At 39.3% G+C, this 19,385-nt stretch carries 17 protein-coding genes; 12 read left to right on the top strand and 5 right to left on the bottom strand.

From position 1 onward, the window contains the following. The first annotated feature begins 3 nt into the window (after nucleotides 1-3). On the top strand, nucleotides 4-750 hold the full coding sequence (locus FBQ94_RS01980) for a CPBP family intramembrane glutamic endopeptidase (protein ID WP_007221100.1): 747 nt from the start codon (nucleotides 4-6) through the stop codon (nucleotides 748-750). A 51-nt stretch (nucleotides 751-801) separates the two neighbouring features. Continuing rightward, the gene (gene tyrS, locus FBQ94_RS01975; RefSeq protein ID WP_285441954.1) at nucleotides 802-2,055 is read left to right on the top strand and encodes a tyrosine--tRNA ligase; all 1,254 of its coding nucleotides are present in this window, start codon (nucleotides 802-804) and stop codon (nucleotides 2,053-2,055) included. A 459-nt stretch (nucleotides 2,056-2,514) separates the two neighbouring features. Here the strand turns inward: tyrS and argC are convergent, their stop codons facing one another. The 4 genes from argC to groL (FBQ94_RS01955) all read right to left on the bottom strand — a co-directional run bounded on the left by argC (nucleotide 2,515) and on the right by groL (FBQ94_RS01955) (nucleotide 8,306). Beyond that, nucleotides 2,515-3,552: an N-acetyl-gamma-glutamyl-phosphate reductase gene (gene argC / locus FBQ94_RS01970; protein ID WP_007221102.1), complete on the bottom strand. Its 1,038-nt coding sequence runs from the start codon at nucleotides 3,550-3,552 to the stop codon at nucleotides 2,515-2,517. A gap of 25 nt (nucleotides 3,553-3,577) precedes the next feature. Then, on the bottom strand, nucleotides 3,578-5,992 hold the full coding sequence (lon, locus tag FBQ94_RS01965; protein WP_007221103.1) for an endopeptidase La: 2,415 nt from the start codon (nucleotides 5,990-5,992) through the stop codon (nucleotides 3,578-3,580). 23 nt (nucleotides 5,993-6,015) lie between these two features. Further along, a complete protein-coding gene (locus FBQ94_RS01960; protein WP_007221104.1) occupies nucleotides 6,016-6,471 on the bottom strand; it encodes an Hsp20/alpha crystallin family protein in 456 nt (151 codons plus the stop codon). A gap of 197 nt (nucleotides 6,472-6,668) precedes the next feature. Beyond that, a complete protein-coding gene (gene groL / locus FBQ94_RS01955; RefSeq protein WP_007221105.1) occupies nucleotides 6,669-8,306 on the bottom strand; it encodes a chaperonin GroEL in 1,638 nt (545 codons plus the stop codon). A 424-nt stretch (nucleotides 8,307-8,730) separates the two neighbouring features. Here groL (FBQ94_RS01955) and FBQ94_RS01950 point away from each other — a divergent pair, with 424 nt between their 5' ends. Further along, nucleotides 8,731-8,955: a DUF2905 domain-containing protein gene (locus FBQ94_RS01950; protein ID WP_007221106.1), complete on the top strand. Its 225-nt coding sequence runs from the start codon at nucleotides 8,731-8,733 to the stop codon at nucleotides 8,953-8,955. A gap of 55 nt (nucleotides 8,956-9,010) precedes the next feature. Here the strand turns inward: FBQ94_RS01950 and FBQ94_RS01945 are convergent, their stop codons facing one another. Then, nucleotides 9,011-9,880 carry a UbiA-like polyprenyltransferase gene (locus tag FBQ94_RS01945; RefSeq protein WP_007221107.1) on the bottom strand — a complete coding sequence of 290 codons (870 nt, stop codon included), beginning with the start codon at nucleotides 9,878-9,880 and terminating at the stop codon, nucleotides 9,011-9,013. A gap of 419 nt (nucleotides 9,881-10,299) precedes the next feature. Between FBQ94_RS01945 and FBQ94_RS01940 the strand changes: the two genes are divergently transcribed. The 9 genes from FBQ94_RS01940 to ccsB all read left to right on the top strand — a co-directional run bounded on the left by FBQ94_RS01940 (nucleotide 10,300) and on the right by ccsB (nucleotide 19,365). Continuing rightward, entirely contained in the window at nucleotides 10,300-10,704 is a 405-nt protein-coding gene (locus FBQ94_RS01940) for a response regulator (RefSeq protein WP_040543593.1), read from the top strand. A gap of 90 nt (nucleotides 10,705-10,794) precedes the next feature. After that, the gene (groES, locus tag FBQ94_RS01935) at nucleotides 10,795-11,082 is read left to right on the top strand and encodes a co-chaperone GroES (RefSeq protein ID WP_007221109.1); all 288 of its coding nucleotides are present in this window, start codon (nucleotides 10,795-10,797) and stop codon (nucleotides 11,080-11,082) included. A 17-nt stretch (nucleotides 11,083-11,099) separates the two neighbouring features. Then, nucleotides 11,100-12,719 (top strand): chaperonin GroEL, encoded by a 1,620-nt coding sequence (groL, locus tag FBQ94_RS01930; protein ID WP_007221110.1) that lies wholly within the window; start codon nucleotides 11,100-11,102, stop codon nucleotides 12,717-12,719. A gap of 183 nt (nucleotides 12,720-12,902) precedes the next feature. Further along, a complete protein-coding gene (gene purB, locus FBQ94_RS01925) occupies nucleotides 12,903-14,357 on the top strand; it encodes an adenylosuccinate lyase (RefSeq protein ID WP_007221111.1) in 1,455 nt (484 codons plus the stop codon). A 41-nt stretch (nucleotides 14,358-14,398) separates the two neighbouring features. Then, the gene (gene thiE / locus FBQ94_RS01920; RefSeq protein ID WP_007221112.1) at nucleotides 14,399-15,043 is read left to right on the top strand and encodes a thiamine phosphate synthase; all 645 of its coding nucleotides are present in this window, start codon (nucleotides 14,399-14,401) and stop codon (nucleotides 15,041-15,043) included. Nucleotides 15,044-15,101: 58 nt separating this feature from the next. After that, nucleotides 15,102-15,488 carry a phosphoribosyl-AMP cyclohydrolase gene (locus FBQ94_RS01915; protein ID WP_007221113.1) on the top strand — a complete coding sequence of 129 codons (387 nt, stop codon included), beginning with the start codon at nucleotides 15,102-15,104 and terminating at the stop codon, nucleotides 15,486-15,488. A gap of 149 nt (nucleotides 15,489-15,637) precedes the next feature. Beyond that, nucleotides 15,638-16,387, top strand: coding sequence for an OmpA/MotB family protein (locus FBQ94_RS01910; RefSeq protein ID WP_007221114.1), 750 nt, complete (start codon nucleotides 15,638-15,640; stop codon nucleotides 16,385-16,387). 262 nt (nucleotides 16,388-16,649) lie between these two features. Then, complete coding sequence (locus FBQ94_RS01905) at nucleotides 16,650-18,515, top strand: cytochrome c biogenesis ResB family protein (RefSeq protein ID WP_007221115.1); 1,866 nt, start codon at nucleotides 16,650-16,652, stop codon at nucleotides 18,513-18,515. 1 nt (nucleotide 18,516) lies between these two features. Next, a complete protein-coding gene (gene ccsB / locus FBQ94_RS01900) occupies nucleotides 18,517-19,365 on the top strand; it encodes a c-type cytochrome biogenesis protein CcsB (protein ID WP_007221116.1) in 849 nt (282 codons plus the stop codon). The last annotated feature ends 20 nt before the right edge of the window (nucleotides 19,366-19,385 follow it).

Here is a 19,385-nt window from a genome sequence, read left to right as displayed (position 1 = left end):
ATTATGCCTGATGGTCGTTGGAACATAAAGGATGCTATAAAGGTTTTCCTTGCATATCTTATGCTCATGTTTATTGGTATGCCTGTAATTGTGCAGATTATCCAGGTAATTTTTGGTTATGACGCCCTGAACAACATTGGAAATCGTATCGTAGTTCTCTTCTTTTCCTTTTTTATTAATGTATCAGTTTGTTTCTATATATTTTATATTGTGGGCGTGGAACATCATCAACCGATTACAGCTCTGGGTTTATCTTCGGTACATTTATCGGACAACATAAAACAAGGCATTAAATATTATCTGATTGCGCTTCCTTTTATTATGTTTGCAGGTTTTATCGTCAACCTGATTTCCCGTTATTACAATACGGCTCCGGATGCGCAAGATGTTGTTAAATGGGTGTTAGAAGAAAAATCACTCTTCGTTATAATTTGTCTTGTATTCTTTGGAGTTATTGTTGCCCCCATCCTTGAAGAAATCTTATTTCGCGGATTTCTTCAATCGGCATTGAAAAATACCTTTGGAAGCCGGTATGCCCTGGTGATAAGCGCATCTCTTTTTGCTGCTGTACATATGGATGTATTTGCTTTTTTACAGATATTCATCTTGGGTATACTCCTGGGTTATTTATACGAAAAGACTCAAACTCTTGCGGCTTCCATCTTCGTACATATCTTACACAATTCGTTAACTCTTGTTTTTTTATTATATTTTAAATATTTCTTAAAAGGAAAGGTTCCGGTATTTTAGCGGATGTCACGTTGTATTCGTAATAGAGTGCCTTGAGTGGGATATATTTGAATGCAACTTGTAACAGAATTGGACCATGGAGGTAGTATGTTTAAGGATGCGGATGAACAATTAGAGACTATATTGCGTGGAACTGTAGACGTTGTTACAAAAGAGGAATTCATAAAAAAACTGGCAAGGTCCGTAAAAGAGAATAAGCCGCTTCGCATAAAATTAGGACTGGATCCAACCGCTCCCGATATTCATATCGGAAATGCCATCCCGATACATAAACTGCGTGCATTCCAGTCGCTTGGCCATACTGCTATTCTCATTATCGGGGATTATACTGCAACGGTAGGTGATCCTTCGGGGGTTAATAAAACACGCCCCATGATTACCTATGAAAAAGTTTTAGAAAATGCAAAAACATATCTTACACAGGCCAGCAAGATACTTGATTTGAATAAGACAGAAGTGGTGTATAACAGTCAATGGTTCAAGAAAATGACCTTTCATGATGTTATTCAGCTTACGTCAAAAATGACTGTAGCCCGAATGATGGAACGGGATGATTTTACAAAACGTTATCATACGGGTATCCCCATTAGTGTGCATGAATTTATCTACCCTCTTATGCAGGGGTATGATTCCGTAATGGTAAAAAGTGATGTAGAACTGGGAGGAACAGACCAGTTATTTAGCTTGCTTGTGGGGAGGGACCTGCAAAAGGATGCAGGTATGGAACCGCAGATCGCATTGACTACAGCCCTCCTGGAAGGAATCGATGGAAATAAGAAAATGAGCAAGAGTCTGGGGAATTATATCGGTATAACCGAATCGCCTCAAGAGATATTTGGTAAGGCGATGTCTATTCAGGACGACTTGATGGGTAAGTATTTTGAACTTGCGACAGACTTGAGTACGGATGAGATTAAACAATTGATTGATCCTATTCGCACTCACCCGCGTACTGCAAAGGTAACTTTAGCCAGGGCTATTGTTCGGCGTTACCATGGTGATAAGGAAGCAGAAGCATCCGCTGCAGAGTTTGACCGTATTTTTAAGGAACATGCACTTCCGGATAAAATTCCTGATATCGTGCTATCACCCGATGAGCTAAAGGACGGTAAGATATGGATTGCTCAGCTTATCGTTCTCTGTGGTTTTGCAACTACGAACAGCGAAGCACGCCGGTTGATACAACAAGGTGGTGTAAGTGTTAATAGTGAGATCATTGATTGTCCCACCCTGAATGTTGAGATAAAATCTGGTATGATTCTTAAGGTAGGAAAGCGCAGATTTGCACGTATAGTATTACCGTAGATACTTACCATTACTTACCCCTGTTTTATTTGTCATTCCCGAATGCTTCCCCGTTTTCACGAGGACAAGTTTATCGGGAATCCAGTTTCTTTCCTGTTTTCTTCCCTATGCTGGATTCCCGAGACAGAAATTCGGGAATGACAGGAAGAGCCACCGTTGTCAGATATTACAGAAATAATAGCAAGGTTTTATCCTTTGAGACATAGGAGGTATAAGGAGAGAATTTTTCATACTCTGTAAGCCGGTACCTGGGGTGGCACTGACAAACTTTGTTTGTCAGTGTTTTGTAATCCATATCCATGTACGCAGGTAAATAAGCACGGACAAACGAGGTTTGTCCGTGCCACCCGGTCCGGGGAGTTATCTAAAAACCTTACTTTAGTATTTAGGATCATTTGAAGATAGAGAGGTTCCCGTTCAGAAATAGGTTTTGGGATAGCTTTTAGAAAAATAGCTGACCTATAACAATCCCGTCTTTTCATCAAATCCGCACATTATGTTCATATTTTGCACTGCCTGACCGGAAGCGCCTTTGATGAGGTTATCAATAGCAGAAAGGATAATAATGCGGTTATCGGTAACCTTTGTGGCAATATCGCAAAAATTTGTGTAGATTACGTCTTTTGTCTTAGGTATTTCACTTCCCTCTTTCAGACGGATAAAGGGTTCGTTGCTGTAAAATTCTTTGTAGAGGTTACGTACCTCCTCGTCACTAAGGATTATAGTGGTCTCTCTTAGCTTATGTTTTGGCTTGGCGTAGATCGTACACAAGATTCCACGGTTCATGGGAATGAGGTGTGGAACAAATTGGATAGATATTTTTTGACCTGTTTTAAGAGAGAGAATATGTTCAATTTCCGGGCTATGGCGGTGACCTCCTATGCTGTAAGCCTCAATATTCTCATTGCACTCACAGTAATGGGTATCCTCTCTTGGTTCACGTCCGCGTCCTGATACGCCCGATTTTGCATCCACGATAATATCGTCTGAACAGATAAGCCCTTTTGCAAGCAAGGGGGCTAATGCTAATATCGTTGAGGTAGTGTAACAGCCCGGGTTTCCTACGAGATTTGTTTTTTTAATCTCATTCCTGAAAAGTTCCGGAAGTCCATATACAGCTGTCTCTATGCCTTTATCATCGGTATGCTGCGCCTTGTACCATTTTTCGTAAAGCGATTTATCGCGGAAACGGTAATCGGCGCTAAGATCTATAACCTTGATTCCTTGTTTCGTAAATAGCGGGACGTATTGCATAGAAATGGTTGGCGGCAAGGTGATAAAAGCCAGGTCAAGAGTATCAGGGACTTCTTTCTGCTCAACAGTCTCGCACGGTAAATCAAGCATTGATTTCAATGATGGGAAGATATCTGATATCTTAGGCCGGTCTGTCCTGCGTACACCGAGATAGGTAATCTTTACTTCCGGATGGCGTAGGAGAATTTTTATGAGTTCCAGGCTGGTATAAGCTGTGGCACCGATTATCCCTATATTTATCATGTATTAAGCGTAATCCCGGATATGGTTAAATTTTTGCAGGTTCCCTTGTTCCAAAGACGATAGGCAACATCTCGTCAACCTTTTCTACAAATATGAAATTCATTTCTTTCCTGGCCTGTTCAGGCACATCCACGAGATCTTTTTCATTCAGTTTTGGTAAGATAACGGTGGTAATTCCCGCCCGTTTTGCTGCCAGGACCTTTTCTTTAATGCCGCCGACCGGCAGTATGTTTCCACGAAGGGTAATCTCGCCTGTCATAGCCACGTAAGGGACAATGGGTGTTTCTTTCAGTAACGAGATAAGCGCCATGGCTATTGTCACGCCGGCGGAAGGACCGTCCTTAGGGATTGCTCCGGCGGGGACATGAACATGAAAATCATATTTGGTAAAATCACTAAGGGTGATTCCTAATTTGTTTGCTCTTGCCCTGATATAGCTCATTGCAGCTTGAGCTGATTCCTTCATGATATCGCCAAGATGGCCTGTTAAGGTAAGTTTTCCGGTGCCTGGCATGGTCGTAGCCTCAATAAAAAGAATATCACCGCCACTCTGTGTCCAGGCAAGGCCTGTAGCTACACCTGCTTCGGTAGTCCGTTCGGCAACCTCTGAAAAGAATTTGATAGGTCCCAAAAAATTGTATAACTGATCGGCCGATACATGAACGGATTTTTTCTCATCAGAGGCAATAGCTTTTGCAGCTTTTCTACAAAGGGTTGCAATTTCGCGTTCCAGATTACGGATACCTGCCTCGCGTGTGTAATCGGTGATAACGGATCTGATCGCATCATCATCGATGGTTACCTGGTCTTTTGTAAGACCGTGTGCCTTGAGCTGCTTAGGTATACTGAACTGCTTAACAATAAATATTTTTTCCTCCGCAGTATATCCGGGAAGTTCCAGCACCTCCATGCGGTCTTTCAATGCAGGAGGTACGGGGTCCAGAATATTTGCTGTTGTAATAAACATTACCTTTGAAAGATCAAATGGTATGTCCAGATAATGATCCGAGAATGAATGATTTTGTTCCGGATCCAGAACTTCCAGTAGCGCTGCAGAAGGATCTCCCCTAAAATCGGCGCCTAGTTTATCAATCTCGTCAAGCATAAAGAGAGGATTATTCGTTCCTGCTTTTCGCAACCCCTGGATAATACGTCCTGGTAATGCACCGATATAGGTACGTCTGTGGCCTCTGATCTCAGCCTCATCTCGTACTCCTCCCAATGACATGCGGACAAATTTTCTGCCCAGAGCGCGCGCAATTGACATCCCCAATGAGGTTTTTCCTGTACCTGGCGGTCCGACAAAACATAAAATAGGCCCCTTCATATCTTGTTTTAGTTTTCTCACTGCCAGATATTCCAAAATTCTCTCTTTAACCTTATCGAGGTCGTAATGATCTTCGTTGAGTATTTTATGTGCTCCTTGAATATCAAGGTTATCGATTGTGCTGACTGACCAGGGAAGGTCGACCAGCAGGTCGAGATAAGTTCGGGCGACGGTATATTCTGCAGAGGCAGAAGGTATTTTCGAAAGCCGGTTCAGCTCCTGTTCAACCTCTTTTTTTGCTTCAGGGGGCATTTTAGCTTCTTCAATCTTCTTCTTTAACTCCTTAATCTCAACGGTGCGCTCATCTCCCTCGCCTAATTCATCCTGAATTGCCTTCAATTGCTGTCTCAGGTAATATTCTCTTTGTCCCTTCTCCATTTCATTTTTTACCTGTGATTGTATCTTTGTTGCCATTTCCATAACTTCCATCTCTCTGGTAAGAAAGGCAGTTATCTTCTGTAACCGGTCCTTAACATTCGTTGTCTCGAGCACCTGTTGTTTTTCGGCTATACTGAGATTCAAATGGGATGCAATCATGTCGGCCAAACGACCCGGACTATCAATGTTGACGATTGCTATTTTGAGTTCTTCCGGTAAAGTCGGTACCATATTTACCATGCGGATAAATTGATCACTGGCGTTTCTAAATAAGGCATCCATCTCCTTGTCAGACTCAACAGTATCTTCCAGAATAGTTACCTTAGCCTTAAAATAAGGTTCTATTTGCGTGTATTTATCAATCTTAACCCTTCTAATGCCTTGTACCAGCATCTTTGCGGAATTATCCGGCATACGAAGCATTTGGAGTACTACTGCTGCTGTAGCATAATCGTACAGGTCTGACTGTTTTACAACCTTAATATCTTTTTCTTTTTGAGCTACAAGCGCCAGAAACCGGTGACCGGCCAGGACATGATTCAGGAGTGTGAGGTCTCTTTCGGTAAAGATATTAATGGCAGCTACCATGCCAGGAAAAAGTACGGTGTCTTTGATAGGAAGTACATGGAGTTCATCCGGTATTTTTAATCTATCTGTTCTGTCATTTACTGCGTCAGATTCTGGGATTGGTGGGTTCATAATCTCCGGGGGATCTTTATCTTCTTTATTTGTCATACAATCTCACACAATCTTATAAGTTATTCCTGAAAATTAATTTTTATTAAAAGTGTTTTAGATAATTGTTGTTGTGCCTTGGGTAAAACCACTTCCAGGAACCCATCCTTATACACGGCCTGAATAGTATCGGTATTGACGGGTTTCGGAATATAGATACTTCTTTCAAAGTATCCGTAACGAATTTCTACCTGATAAAAGCAGGTCTTTTGGTGTGGCGAGCTATCAGTTCTAAATCCACTGATAGTGAGGATTTCATTTGAAAAGGTAAGTTGAATATCCTCTGGTTTCGTCCCTGATAGGGACATCTTTACTATTATTTCGTCTGGAGTTTCATATACATCAGTAGGAGGTTGCCATGGAGCTGAGGAACCGCCCTGAAAATCTTTACTAAAGGCAAAAAGGTCTTTAAAAAGATGTTCTAATTTATTCTGTTTTGCATCGGTTTGATATTTAATAATATGATAATCTATTGACATGTTCAGTTTTTATCAACCTCCCTACGTGAAATTGCTAAAACTAAAATTTACTATAGCAATTTATTCTTTCAAGTGCAAGGTGTTTAACGAATAGATTCTTAAAATTACGGAGGCATGTTGGAGGATTATAACGAAAAGACCCCGCGTATATACGGGGTCTTTTCTTTTTTTGTGAGAAAGTACGGTATCCAGACTTATTAATACATATCTCCATATCCGCCATATCCACCGCCCGGGGGCATGGGAGGCATCTTTTTCTTTTCTGGTATTTTTCCTACAATAGCATCTGTGGTAAGGAGTAAGGTTGATATGCTGGCAGCGTTTTGCAGCGCTGTTCTGACCACCTTTGTTGGATCAATAATGCCCTCAGCAACCATATCACAATACCGGTCTGCACTTGCATCGAAACCCTCATTTCCTTTTGCTGTTTCTACTTTTTGGACAACGATTGCGGCGTTTACGCCTGCATTTGCAGCAATTTGCCTTAGGGGTGCCCGTAACGCTCTTTGGGTAATATCAACACCTACAGCCTCATCACCGGTGAGTTTGAGTGAATTTAAGGCAGGAAGGGCCCTGAGAAGAGATACACCTCCTCCTGGAAGAATTCCCTCTTCGACTGCAGCACGGGTAGCATGAAGGGCATCTTCTACACGGGCTTTTTTTTCCTTCATTTCGCTTTCCGTTGTAGCGCCCACATTGATCTGAACAACTCCACCAGCCAACTTCGCTAACCTTTCCTGGAGTTTCTCACGGTCATAGTCTGATGTCGTTATCGAAATCTCCTTTTTGATTTGCTCAATACGGGCTTTTATCTTTTTGCCATCGCCCAATCCCTCGATAATAGTCGTATTTTCCTTATCAATTTCAATTTTCCTTGCACGACCAAGATCTTTAAGCTGGATAGATTCCAGATTAATACCAAGGTCTTCAAAAACTGCCTGACCGCCCGTAAGAACAGCAATATCATCCAGCATAGCCTTGCGCTTATCTCCAAATCCAGGGGCCTTTACGGCTGCACATTTTAAAGCGCCTCGGAGTTTATTTACCACCAGAAGCGCCAACGCCTCACCTTCTATTTCTTCTGCAATGATTAAAAGAGGTTTTCCTGCCTGTGAGATCTTTTCCAATATTGGAACCAGTACCTTGGCGGTAGCAATCTTTTTCTCATGGATTAAGATAAAGGGATCTTCCAGCACACATCGCATAGTGTTTGGATCCGTGATGAAATAAGGTGACAGATACCCTTTATCAAATTGCATACCCTCAATCCAGTTTGCCTCAGTTTGCAAACTCTTACCTTCTTCTACCGTTATGACTCCATCCTTTCCAACCTTTTCCATGGCATCTGCAATGATCTTCCCAATTTCAGCATCATAATTAGAGGCAACGGTAGCCACTTGTTCAATTTCTTTCCGGCCTTTAACAGGAATACTCATTTCCTTTAGTTTTTGTACTACGAGTTCGACAGCCTTGTCAATACCACGTTTCAGCGCCATGGCATTTGCGCCGGCTGTTACATTCTTCAACCCTTCAACGAATATAGCCTCGGCAAGTACCGTTGCCGTAGTTGTACCGTCACCCGCAACATCACTCGTTTTTGATGCAACCGATTTTACCATTTGTGCGCCAATATTCTGCATATGGTCTTCAAGCTCAATTTCTTTTGCAACGGTAACCCCGTCTTTTGTGATTGTTGGTGAGCCAAAGCTCTTCTGAATAACTACATTACGTCCCCGTGGTCCAAGGGTAACCTTTACTGCATCTGCCAGTTGCTTTACACCAGACTTAACGGTTTCCAGTGCATCGTGGTCAAATATAATCTTTTTTGCCGACATATCTTTAGTATCCTCCAAAATTTTTCAATACCTCTAACGAGAACCTATTATTGTATAAATATTGTTGAATTAGCAAACTAAATGCCGATAGAGTAATGTTATAATTTGTGTTTTGTATTATCTTTACTTATGTATAGAGCTAAGTTGTTATGTATCAAAATGCAATTAAATGTACCTATACGGTAATGAAAAAATATTGAAAGATTCCTTAATCGTTATAAACGTGTCATTTTGGCAGGGTTTTTGTTTAAATAATTATTGATAATGTGTCAATATGACAGTACCGTTACACCTTGAGCTATTGAGATAGTGTAGTTGATAATAAGGTTAATTCTGATAAAATATCAACAGTATGGCCGGCAAGAAATTTGGAGAAAGATGGTAAAATTATGAACATTACGAGGAATGGTGAGGTGTGTAGGTTATGGGAGAATTAAACGCATTTGGCAAAATTTTAATATTCTTTGGAATTATTATGATCATTGTGGGTGGATTCTTTCTGTTTGGTCACAAGATTCCTTTTATTGGAAGGCTTCCCGGGGATATTGCTATTCAAAAGAAAAATGTTAGTTTTTACTTTCCTGTTACAACCAGTATTATTATTAGCATAATCCTCTCTTTTATCATGTGGTTGTTAAGCAAAAGGTAAACAGATACACTAACCCAATAGTTTTTTACTCCAGGAAAGAATTTACCGCTAAAACTTATCCTGTAAATAAGTCTATTAGGGTTATACCCATTATGCCTATACTGATAATACCATTGATAGTGAAAAAGGCGGTGTTAATCTTAGAGAGATTTTTTGGCCGTACAAGTGAATGTTCATATAAGAGTAAAGCAGCTACACTGTATATGCCAATGGTATACATAATTCCCAAATCTGTATAATAGGGCAGTATGAGCAAAACGATCACCATGAGGAGATGTAATGTGCCGGAGAGTATTAATGCCCTTTTGAGTCCAAGTTTTTTGGGAATGGAATACAGGTTTAATTTTATATCATGTTCCAGATCTTGACATGCATAAATGATATCAAATCCTGCTGTCCATAAGACTACGGCAAGCGCCAGCAAAAAGGGCGTGACGGCCAGCGTCCCCTGTACCCCAATCCATGCGCCGATAGGTGAAAGCGCCAATGCAAAACCGAGTACAAAGTGAGATAAATGAGTAAACCGCTTTGTATATGAGTATCCCAAGATTACCATAATAGCTAACGGAGACATATAAAAAGCTAAAGAATTGAGTAACCATGCAAAAGTAATAAAAAGTACCATGCAGAGAACGGTAAATGTCCATACATTTTTTCGGCCGATTTTGTTTTGTAACGTGACGCGATAAGCTGTACGTGGATTATGGACGTCATACTTGGTATCGATTAACCGGTTGAAAGACATAGCGGCGCTCCGCGCTGTTATGAGTGCTGCTAAGATTAACAAGAATTGCTTACTATCGGGCATACCTCCCGCGGCAAGAAATGCGCTCATTACCGCGAAAGGTAATGAGAATATAGTATGCGAGAATTTAATTAAGTCGAATAGAGAACGTGTCTTTTTTACTGCCTGTGAAATACCCATGTTTAGTATTATATGCATTATTTGCAAAAATCGGACATAATCTTAATTATCTGAAATTTTTAGAAATTATAGTACGATAAAGTTTATTAATCAAGGATGTACTTATATAATGATATGAGTTCCTGCCATAGTGACAGCGATAAATAGATATAATGGCGGGAAGTGCCAAAATGGCAATAATAAAAATATTGATAAACAAAATAAAAACTTATAAAATAATTCCGAATTAAGGTTTTTATTATGATTATAAATGATTGCTTTATAAAGCACTGTGATAGTTTTCATGATAATAATTTCTATTGGTAATTATGATAGTAATTCATTAAATACCTATTGCAAAAATGATAATATTTTATGGGTATGTAATTTGCGTAAATTCTCTTAATATATTTTTTAAAAGTTAGTATAAGGATTCAAATATGATGGCAGTATTAGACCCACGTGCGGGACAATATTCACTTCTTATAACAGATGATGATGAATCATGCCGTGATAGTTTAAAAGACATATTCGAGCCTAAGGGTTATATTACCTATCTTGCTAGCTGTGGACGTGAAGCGGTAAAGATAGCCAGGACCGTAGATGTCGATTTATTAATTTTGGATGTACATCTTCCAGATTATAGTGGTCTTGAGACATTTAAGATTATAAAAAAAGAAATTAGATTTGGTATTCCTTGTATCTTTATATCAGGGGAAATAACAAAAGAGCTTCAAATAGACCTTATTAGCGCAAACGCCTATACCCTGATATCAAAGCCGATTAATGTTAATATTTTGAAAGATTCTGTAGAGCAAGTTATTGCCAAATATTATTGGAAATAGTCCATCTGTTGTGTATCAGCGAGAAATTGTAAGGTTAAAGCATCGATAAGATTTTTAAGGTGTTAGCTAAAGAAAGGAGTATTTTTATTTATGAATGTAAAACCATTAGGTGAAAAATTACTCATAAAGAGAGTCGAGGCTGAAGGGAAGACTGCGGGTGGCATCGTGTTGCCTGATACGGCTAAGGAGAAACCCAGAGAAGGTAAAGTTATTGCGTTAGGAGATGGAAAATTGCTGAAGAATGGTGAGCGGGTAAAATTTCAGGTCAAAGCAGGCGATAGGGTACTGTTTAGCTCTTACGGTGGTACTGAAGTGAAGATCGATGGTGAAGAATATCTGTTAATGTCCGAGGATGATATTCTCGCTATAATTAGTTAATATTTTAGGAGGTAGCGATGGCTGCGAAAAAGATTATCTATGGGTACGATGCCAGCGAGGCCGTAAAGAAGGGTATTCAGAAGTTGGCTCGCGCTGTTAAGGTCACGTTGGGGCCGAAAGGCCGGAACGTTGTCATTGAAAAGAGTTTCGGGTCACCAGTGGTGATTAACGATGGTGTTACTGTTGCAAAAGAGATCGAGCTTGAAGACCCCTATGAAGATATGGGCGCAAGGATGGTTAGAGAGGCTGCTTCAAAAACGAATGATATGGTAGGTGATGGAACTTCTACGGCAACACTTTTGGCTGAGGCTATATTTGAGGAAGGTATTAAGAACATTACAGCCGGAGCAAATCCTGTTGATATTAAACACGGTATTGAGAAAGCTGTTGGCGCATTGACAAAAGAACTTACCAGGATAAGTATTAAAATATCGGGGAAAAAGGAGATTGCTCAAATTGCTACCATTGCTGCAAATAACGATGAGGAGATTGGCAATGAAATCGCAGATGCAATGGAAAAAGTTGGCAAAGATGGCGTTATTACGGTAGAGGAAGGAAAAAGCTTTAAGACTACCGTTGAACTTGTTGAGGGTATGCAGTTCGACAGGGGCTATTTATCTCCTTACTTCGTGACCTCTCCCGATACTATGGAAGCCATATTCGAGAATCCTTATATTTTGATCCATGAAAAGAAGTTATCTGCTATAAAGGATTTAGTCCCTTTATTAGAGAAGATCGCTAAGTCAGGCAGAGCATTAGTTATTCTTGCTGAAGATGTAGAAGGTGAGGCGCTTAGTACGCTGGTTATTAATAAACTTCGAGGTACCTTGCAATGTGTTGCTGTTAAGGCGCCTGGTTTTGGCGATAGACGGAAAGCAATGTTAGATGATATTGCTATTCTTACGAATGGTAAAGCCTTGTTTGAGGATTTGGGAATACAGCTTTCCAGCATGCAACTTACTGATTTGGGTAGGGCAAAGAAGATTATTATCGATAAAGATAAGACTACTATTATTAGTGGCGCTGGTGATTCAAAAGAAATCCAGGGAAGAATCTCACAAATCAAAGCAGAGATAAAAACAACCACTTCTGATTACGACCGGGAGAAATTGCAGGAACGGCTTGCAAAGCTCTCGGGTGGAATCGCACAAATTAATGTTGGCGCTGCTACAGAAGTAGAAATGAAGGAGAAAAAGGCACGTATTGAGGATGCGGTAAATGCTACAAGGGCTGCTGTAGAAGAAGGTATTCTGCCTGGAGGTGGAGTTGCTCTTATAAGGGCATCAAAGGTTTTGGATACCGTGCCTGCTAAAGGGGATGAGAAGATTGGAATAAATATTGTAAGGGTAGCTATTGAAAGACCTATCCAACAGATTGCTGAAAATGCCGGTCTTGAAGGCGCTGTTATATTACAAAAGGTAAAAGAGGGTACAGGCAATTTTGGTTATGATGCTTTTCGTGAACAATTTACGGACATGGTCGAGTCGGGTATTGTTGATGCTGCAAAGGTTGTAAAAGTAGCATTACAAAATGGCGCTAGCATTGCTGCATTACTTCTTACGACCAATGCCGTTATTGGAGAAGTTCCTGAAGAGAAAGGAGCAGAAGGCGCTACTCCGCATATGCACAAACATTAATGAAAATTATCTACAGTATTGCATCTTTCAAAAAAGGCGTTGACTTTTAAATCAACGCCTTTTTTTATTAAAGATTGATTTTTATGCTTTTATTATTAAAATACTTAGCAACTATTACTCTGGAGAGACCATATTTTTTCATTTTTTCGAAATCTATTTTATTTTGAATGTATTTGGTGAATTATGCCATTAACCAATCGTCGCAATCAGTATCAGTCTCCATTCTCTGAACGATATGCGAGTACAGAGATGTGCTATATTTTCTCTGACCAATATAAATTTAGTACCTGGAGAAAACTTTGGATTGCCCTTGCAGAGGCGCAACAAGAACTTGGGTTACCATCTATTACTTCTGATCAGATTAATGAAATGCGGCGCTTTCAGGATACGATTAATTTTGATGTTGCAAGAGAGTATGAGAAGAAGCTCAGGCATGATGTTATGTCGCATATTTATGCCTATGGTGAGCAATGTCCAAAGGCAAGAGCAATTATTCATCTTGGTGCAACGAGTGCTTATGTACAAGATAATACTGATCTCATCCAAATGAAAGCAGGGCTGTATATTATCCTTGCAAAGCTGATAAATACGATAAAAATTCTTTCACATCAAGCGATGAAATATAAAACTCTTGCAACCTTAAGCTTTACTCATTTCCAGCCAGCCCAGCCGACAACATTAGGAAAACGTATTTGCTTGTGGATACAGGACTATGTTTTAGATGTTGAGGAGCTTGAAATGAGAATCAGTCATTTACGGTTCCACGGCGTAAAGGGTACAACGGGCACACAAGCCAGCTTTATGTCACTTTTCCATAACGATACAGAAAAGGTCAAAAGACTCGATGAGCTTGTTACAAGAAAAATGGGATTTGAGAGTTCTTATCCGGTGACAGGGCAAACCTATCCGCGTAAGGTTGATAGCCAAATTATGTTTTGCCTTGCTGGTATAGCAGAATCAGCCCACAAATTTTCTAATGATATGCGATTACTTCAGCATCTGAAAGAGGTGGAAGAGCCGTTTGAGGAAGAACAGATTGGTTCATCAGCCATGGCTTATAAAAGAAACCCTATGCGCTGTGAGCGCATAGCTGCTCTTGCGCGTTACGTATTGTGTAATTGTCTGAATCCGGCATTTACTGCAGCATCACAATGGTTTGAAAGGACATTGGATGATTCTGCCAATAAGAGAATTTCAGTTCCGGAGGCGTTTCTTGCTATAGATGGCATATTAAATATTGTACTCAATGTTGCTTCCGGATTTAACGTTTATTCCTCTGCTATTCATCGGCATCTTGTTGATGAGATACCTTTTATGATAACAGAGAATATCCTTATGGAGGCAGTAAATGCAGGAGGTGACCGTCAGGCGGTTCATGAAAGTATCCGCAAACATGCAATGGAGGCAGCCTCAAGGATGAAGGAAGAGGGAAATACAAATGATCTTTTGGTGCGAATTTTACAAGATCCGCTATTTTCACGAATTAGACCAAAGATAAAGGAGATTTCTGATCCAATTAAATTGGTTGGCAGGGCGCCGCAGCAGACAGAAGAATTTATAACTCAGGTTATAGATCCTCTCTTACATCGGCATAATCATCTTATTGATAAAAAATTAATACCAGCATTGTATGTGTAATGTGCGGATGCGGGTAATGTAACTTTGTTATTCTTTATTTTATGGTAAGGAAAGAATCATTAAGCAAGCTCTCTTTTATATTAATTACCGATAGGAATTTTTGTAAGCAATCGTTTCTTACTACGATAAAACTGGCGCTTAAAGGCGGTATTAAAACTATACAATTGAGAGAAAAGGGGCTTACGACATATGAACTTTATTCTTTAGCATCTGAATTACGAACGACAACCTCGGATTTCAAAGCAAATTTAATTATCAATGACAGGGTCGATATTGCCCTTGCAGTGGAAGCCGATGGTGTACATTTAGGATGGCAATCCTTGCCCTATAATATAGTAAGGAAATTGTTTGGTTTTGAAAAATTGATAGGTGTATCGACCCATACTATTCAAGAGGCACTGCAGGCTCAAGAGAATAAAGCAGATTATATTACCTTTGGGCCTGTCTTTACCACACCTTCAAAGGCGGGGCTTTTAGATGCTGTCGGACCCGATGAAATTCAAAAACTGAAAAATAAGGTACATATACCTGTTGTTGCTCTGGGCGGAATTCATGAAGGGAATGTAGAAGCTGTTTTGGATAAAGGGGCAGATGGGATTGCTGTTATTTCAAGTATTATGCATGCCGATAATCCAGAAAATGCAGCCAGATCTTTATCTCATAAAATCGGGATATATAAGAAATAATTTTGTTTTTCTTAAAGCGGCAGGGTTTTAAACAAAAATGATTAAATAGGGGATGCCTATGCAATTGTTAGAAAAATTACATTTTAATGAGAAGGGACTTATTCCATCGGTGATTGTAGATATTATGGACGGAAAGGTACTTACGTTATGCTACATGAATAAAGAAGCGGTTACAAAAACGATTGAAACAAGTAAGGTGCACGTGTTTCGCCGTTCTCAAAATCGGCTTATGATTAAGGGAGAAAGTTCAGGTCATATTCAGGTTGTAAAAAGGGTATTTTTTGATTGCGAAGGGAACTCGCTTATTTTTATGGTAGAACAACAAGTAGCTGCATGCCACGCTGGTTATAAAACATGTTTTTATCGGGAATATTTTCCCAAAACAGATAGTATCCAGATTGTAGAAAATAAGATATTTGATCCTGATAAAGTCTATAATAAATAGGAGACTAAAATGATGATAACAGAATAAAATTCATTGAAAAAACGCTTGAAAACGATTATGTCAGATGTTATAGTTTAACTTTATTAAAATTTTGACTGTTTCATTAGAGTATCGATACTTTATTTTGCCTCACCTGTGGAGGAAAAGATATGTTTAAGCGTGGTAAATATGTAAAGTTTTTTCTTTTAATGGCCTTTATAGGAATGGCGGGTTGCGCTGAATTAAATGAACTGAGAGATTTAAACAGAAGACAGGCAATTACCATAAGAGACCAATCTGAAGAGATCGATAACCTTGAGAAACAGCTTTCTTCCGTTTCTGATAGGCTTAAATCAAGTGAAGCAGAAATGAGCAAACTTAGGCAGCTCGCAAAATCAATCGGAGGAGGTGTATCTGTCCGGGATACCGTAGAAGGGCCGGTAATACTTTTTCCGGAAAAGATACTTTTTGATTCAGGTATGGCCATAATAAAATCCAATGGAGAAAAGGCGTTGGGAAAGATGGCGGAGTTCCTTGATGAAAATCCTTCCATTTCTATCAGGATAGATGGTCATACAGATACCGACCCGATTATAAAAACAAAACATCTCTGGGATTCTAATCACCATTTATCATCGGCGCGAGCGCTTAGTGTATTCCATTTTTTAACGAAGACAGAGAATATCGCAGAAAAAAGGATTCATATTGCTGGGTTTGGTCCTAATCGTCCGATAGCGCCTAATACTACTTCCGCCGGAAAAAAAGAAAACAGGCGGGTAGAATTTTTGATATTAACGAGCGTTGCTTCCCTGCCTCCCAAAGACACTTCGCTATCTGAGGTAGAAGCAGAGAATCCTTATGAGGTTGAAGAAGAGTTGGAAGGAGCAGCTCCTCCTGTAACCGAAGAAAGTGAAGAATAGTAGTTTGTGGAAATATTTCTTTTGATAGTCTTTACCATTGCATTATCACAAGAAATGTTGGTTTAGAAATTGTATTAATATAAAAATTTATATGCGTCTAACCTGTTTCATCCACAATTCCCAAACCAAGTTGTAAAACAACACCCAAACGCTGCCCAAAGGACTTCATCGCTTCAAGGACACGAGAATTGAGATATAATTTATAAATATTGTTTATAGTATTTTATTAACTATTTATGGATCTATTATAGGTTTTGTTAATGTGAAGAGTGTAAAAAATCAACCTGAGATACAAGAAAAAGAAATAAGCGGTAATGTTGTGCAGATGAGTAGAAGTCGGGTTATCCAAAACAAAAAGGATGATTCCAGTAAAATTTGGGAATTCTTTTGTTCTGTCAAGCTTGCTGTAGTGATTATTTTGATTATGGTTGTGGCTTGCATCTTAGGAACGGTAATTTTACAAGAGAGAACATTGGATGAGTATACTGCAAGATATGGATATGGATTGGCGACTTTCTTTAGAGTAACTCAATTAAATAATGTGTTTTACTCCTATTGGTTTTCGTTTCTTTTGATATTACTGTGTGCTAATCTCATTTGTTGCACTATCAAACGATGGAGAAATACATTTTTACAAACGGGTTTTATTCTTACCCATCTAAGTCTTGTCTTAATATTGATAGGTGGTGTTGTAAAATTTCAACTAGGTGTAAAAGGTGGTGTGAATGTCTATGAGGGAAAAACGGTAAACTATTTTCTTACACAAATGATTAATCGGCAAGGAAAAATGGATTATATTAAAAAGGATTTACCATTTTCTATTGCCCTGGATGACTTTATCTTAGAGAAAAATGAGCCGAAATACCAGCTTGTATCGTATGTGAAGGATAAAGATCGTCAGAAAGTGTTAGAGGTAAAATCCGGGAAAAGGCAGCGGGTTCCCGGATCAGACTATAAAGTGACTATTAAGGATTATATTCCGGATGCAGAATTAAAACAAGAGCCGGTAAACACATCCGACAAACCAGAAAACCCTGCTGTCTTTGTAAGGCTATTTGGCTCCGAGGATCTTGCTGCTGAGGGGTGGTTATTGGCGAATGCCCGAAACTCTTATGATGATAAGAAGCAAAATTTACGTGTAGAATATATCTGGATGCCATCTCAGGAGGAACTGGATAAGGCTGTTAGTTCTGTTGGATCTTCTCAGGCGAAGTTGTCTGTCACCATATCGGGCCAATCTCAGGATTATCCTTTAGAGTTAAATAAAGTTTTTAAAATTGAAGGAACCAATTATTCCGCAAAGATGTTACAGTATGTATTTAACTATGGGGATAGACGTCCGATAGGCGAGCAGCCAATGGACAATCCTGCTGTTCAGGTAGAAGTCAATGGTCCAGAAGGGACTGAAACCCGTTGGGTGTTTGAAAAATTTCCTGATTGGGATAAAATGCATCCTTCAAAATATAAGAATTTAAAATTAACCTGTAGTGGGATTGAAAGTACCCATATGGCAAAAAATACCGTAAGGATTTTGCATTCGCCAGAAGGAAAGCAGGTAATGCTTTATATAAAGGATAAACGCATTGTTGAAACCATACCTTGGGAACTGGGAAAAAAGTATACGATTCCTGGTGTAGGTAGCCAAATCATGGTATCTGATTATTTTCCGGCATTTGACTTCAAACAAGAAGTTGTAAAAAAATCAGATGAGATAGGGGTACCGGCTATTTTTGTTGAGGTTGAAGGGCCAAGTGGAAAAGCTGATGATTGGTTGTTCTCCAATAATCAGTATGCCACATGGTATACTGATAATAATCTTGCTCTCGTTTACGAATCAACCGGTGATTCGATCAAGCATTTTACCAGTAAGTTGCGAATTGTGGATAATGGTCAAACGGTTGCGGAGAAGACTATCAGGGTAAATGATCCTTTGAAATATAAAGGGTATGTTATTTATCAGTCAAGTTACGATCCGGAAGCCGGGAATTTTTCTGGTTTACAAATTGTTAAAGATCCCGGTATTCCTGTAGTGTACTCGGGTTTTGGGGCGCTGTGCTTTGGCGTTATATTTATATTTTACGTAAAGCCATTTCTACGGAAAAAAACAAAGAAAGAGATGGAGGAATAAGATGAGCTTAATTAATATTACTTTGATTGTATATGTAGTGGCGTCTATTGCTTATATAGCAAGAGAAATCTGGCGGTCTGCCGGTATAAGATGGGTGTCTCTTGGATTGTTTATTTTAGCATTTTGTTTGAATCTGGCAATGGTAGCAAAACGTTCAATAGAAGCTGGTCATCCGCCTTTTTCTAACCTGTATGAATCGTTAATCTTTTACGCATGTTGTACAGCCTTTGTATATATTATATTTGAATTTATCTATAACTTTAGAATCGTGGGAGCATTAGCGTCTGTTTTATCGATGTTGATCTTACTTTATGCAACGCTTCAGGATGATACTATAAGACCTATTATGCCGGCATTGAAAAGCAATTGGATGTTAGTGCATGTTGTTACCTATATGCTTGGGTACGCTGCTTTTGGTATCTCCTTTGTGACGAGTATTATATTTTTAGTAGTCAAGCCTTTTGCCAAAAAAACACAAGGGAGTTCTCGCGAGGAAGAAAAAGAAATATTACCTCGAAATTTTGATAAGTTAAGTTACAAAATCGTTGCCTTTGGATTTCCTTTTCTGACGCTTGGTATGGTTACTGGCGCTGTTTGGGCAAAAAAGGCATGGGGGGATTATTGGTCGTGGGATCCAAAAGAGACCTGGTCTTTAATTACGTGGCTTGCATACTTAGTATATTTACATACTCCTCTCGTTTTACCAAAGATGAATATTAATAAATCAAAGGCATCTGTTATGTTAGCATTTTGGTTGCTTATTTCTTTTGGAATAGTAAACTTTACCTTTGTTGGTTTGAACTATTTACCTTCTGCAGAAGACAGCGCTCACGTTTACGGGTCCAAATAGTCTCTTGAGATAAATACAGG

The sequence above is a fragment of the Candidatus Jettenia sp. AMX1 genome (assembly GCF_030263775.1).
GTDB lineage: Bacteria > Planctomycetota > Brocadiia > Brocadiales > Brocadiaceae > Jettenia > Jettenia caeni.
This window is presented reverse-complemented; position numbering and strand designations above follow the sequence as displayed.

Excerpts from the sequence above, each read along its gene's own strand:
- FBQ94_RS01980 (WP_007221100.1), top strand. The coding sequence starts at position 4 with ATGCCTGATGGTCGTTGGAACATAAAGGATGCTATAAAGGTTTTCCTT.
- tyrS (WP_285441954.1), top strand. The coding sequence starts at position 802 with ATGCAACTTGTAACAGAATTGGACCATGGAGGTAGTATGTTTAAGGAT.
- argC (WP_007221102.1), bottom strand. The coding sequence starts at position 3,552 with ATGATAAATATAGGGATAATCGGTGCCACAGCTTATACCAGCCTGGAA.
- lon (WP_007221103.1), bottom strand. The coding sequence starts at position 5,992 with ATGACAAATAAAGAAGATAAAGATCCCCCGGAGATTATGAACCCACCA.
- FBQ94_RS01960 (WP_007221104.1), bottom strand. The coding sequence starts at position 6,471 with ATGTCAATAGATTATCATATTATTAAATATCAAACCGATGCAAAACAG.
- groL (WP_007221105.1), bottom strand. The coding sequence starts at position 8,306 with ATGTCGGCAAAAAAGATTATATTTGACCACGATGCACTGGAAACCGTT.
- FBQ94_RS01950 (WP_007221106.1), top strand. The coding sequence starts at position 8,731 with ATGGGAGAATTAAACGCATTTGGCAAAATTTTAATATTCTTTGGAATT.
- FBQ94_RS01945 (WP_007221107.1), bottom strand. The coding sequence starts at position 9,880 with ATGGGTATTTCACAGGCAGTAAAAAAGACACGTTCTCTATTCGACTTA.
- FBQ94_RS01940 (WP_040543593.1), top strand. The coding sequence starts at position 10,300 with ATGATGGCAGTATTAGACCCACGTGCGGGACAATATTCACTTCTTATA.
- groES (WP_007221109.1), top strand. The coding sequence starts at position 10,795 with ATGAATGTAAAACCATTAGGTGAAAAATTACTCATAAAGAGAGTCGAG.
- groL (WP_007221110.1), top strand. The coding sequence starts at position 11,100 with ATGGCTGCGAAAAAGATTATCTATGGGTACGATGCCAGCGAGGCCGTA.
- purB (WP_007221111.1), top strand. The coding sequence starts at position 12,903 with ATGCCATTAACCAATCGTCGCAATCAGTATCAGTCTCCATTCTCTGAA.
- thiE (WP_007221112.1), top strand. The coding sequence starts at position 14,399 with ATGGTAAGGAAAGAATCATTAAGCAAGCTCTCTTTTATATTAATTACC.
- FBQ94_RS01915 (WP_007221113.1), top strand. The coding sequence starts at position 15,102 with ATGCAATTGTTAGAAAAATTACATTTTAATGAGAAGGGACTTATTCCA.
- FBQ94_RS01910 (WP_007221114.1), top strand. The coding sequence starts at position 15,638 with ATGTTTAAGCGTGGTAAATATGTAAAGTTTTTTCTTTTAATGGCCTTT.
- ccsB (WP_007221116.1), top strand. The coding sequence starts at position 18,517 with ATGAGCTTAATTAATATTACTTTGATTGTATATGTAGTGGCGTCTATT.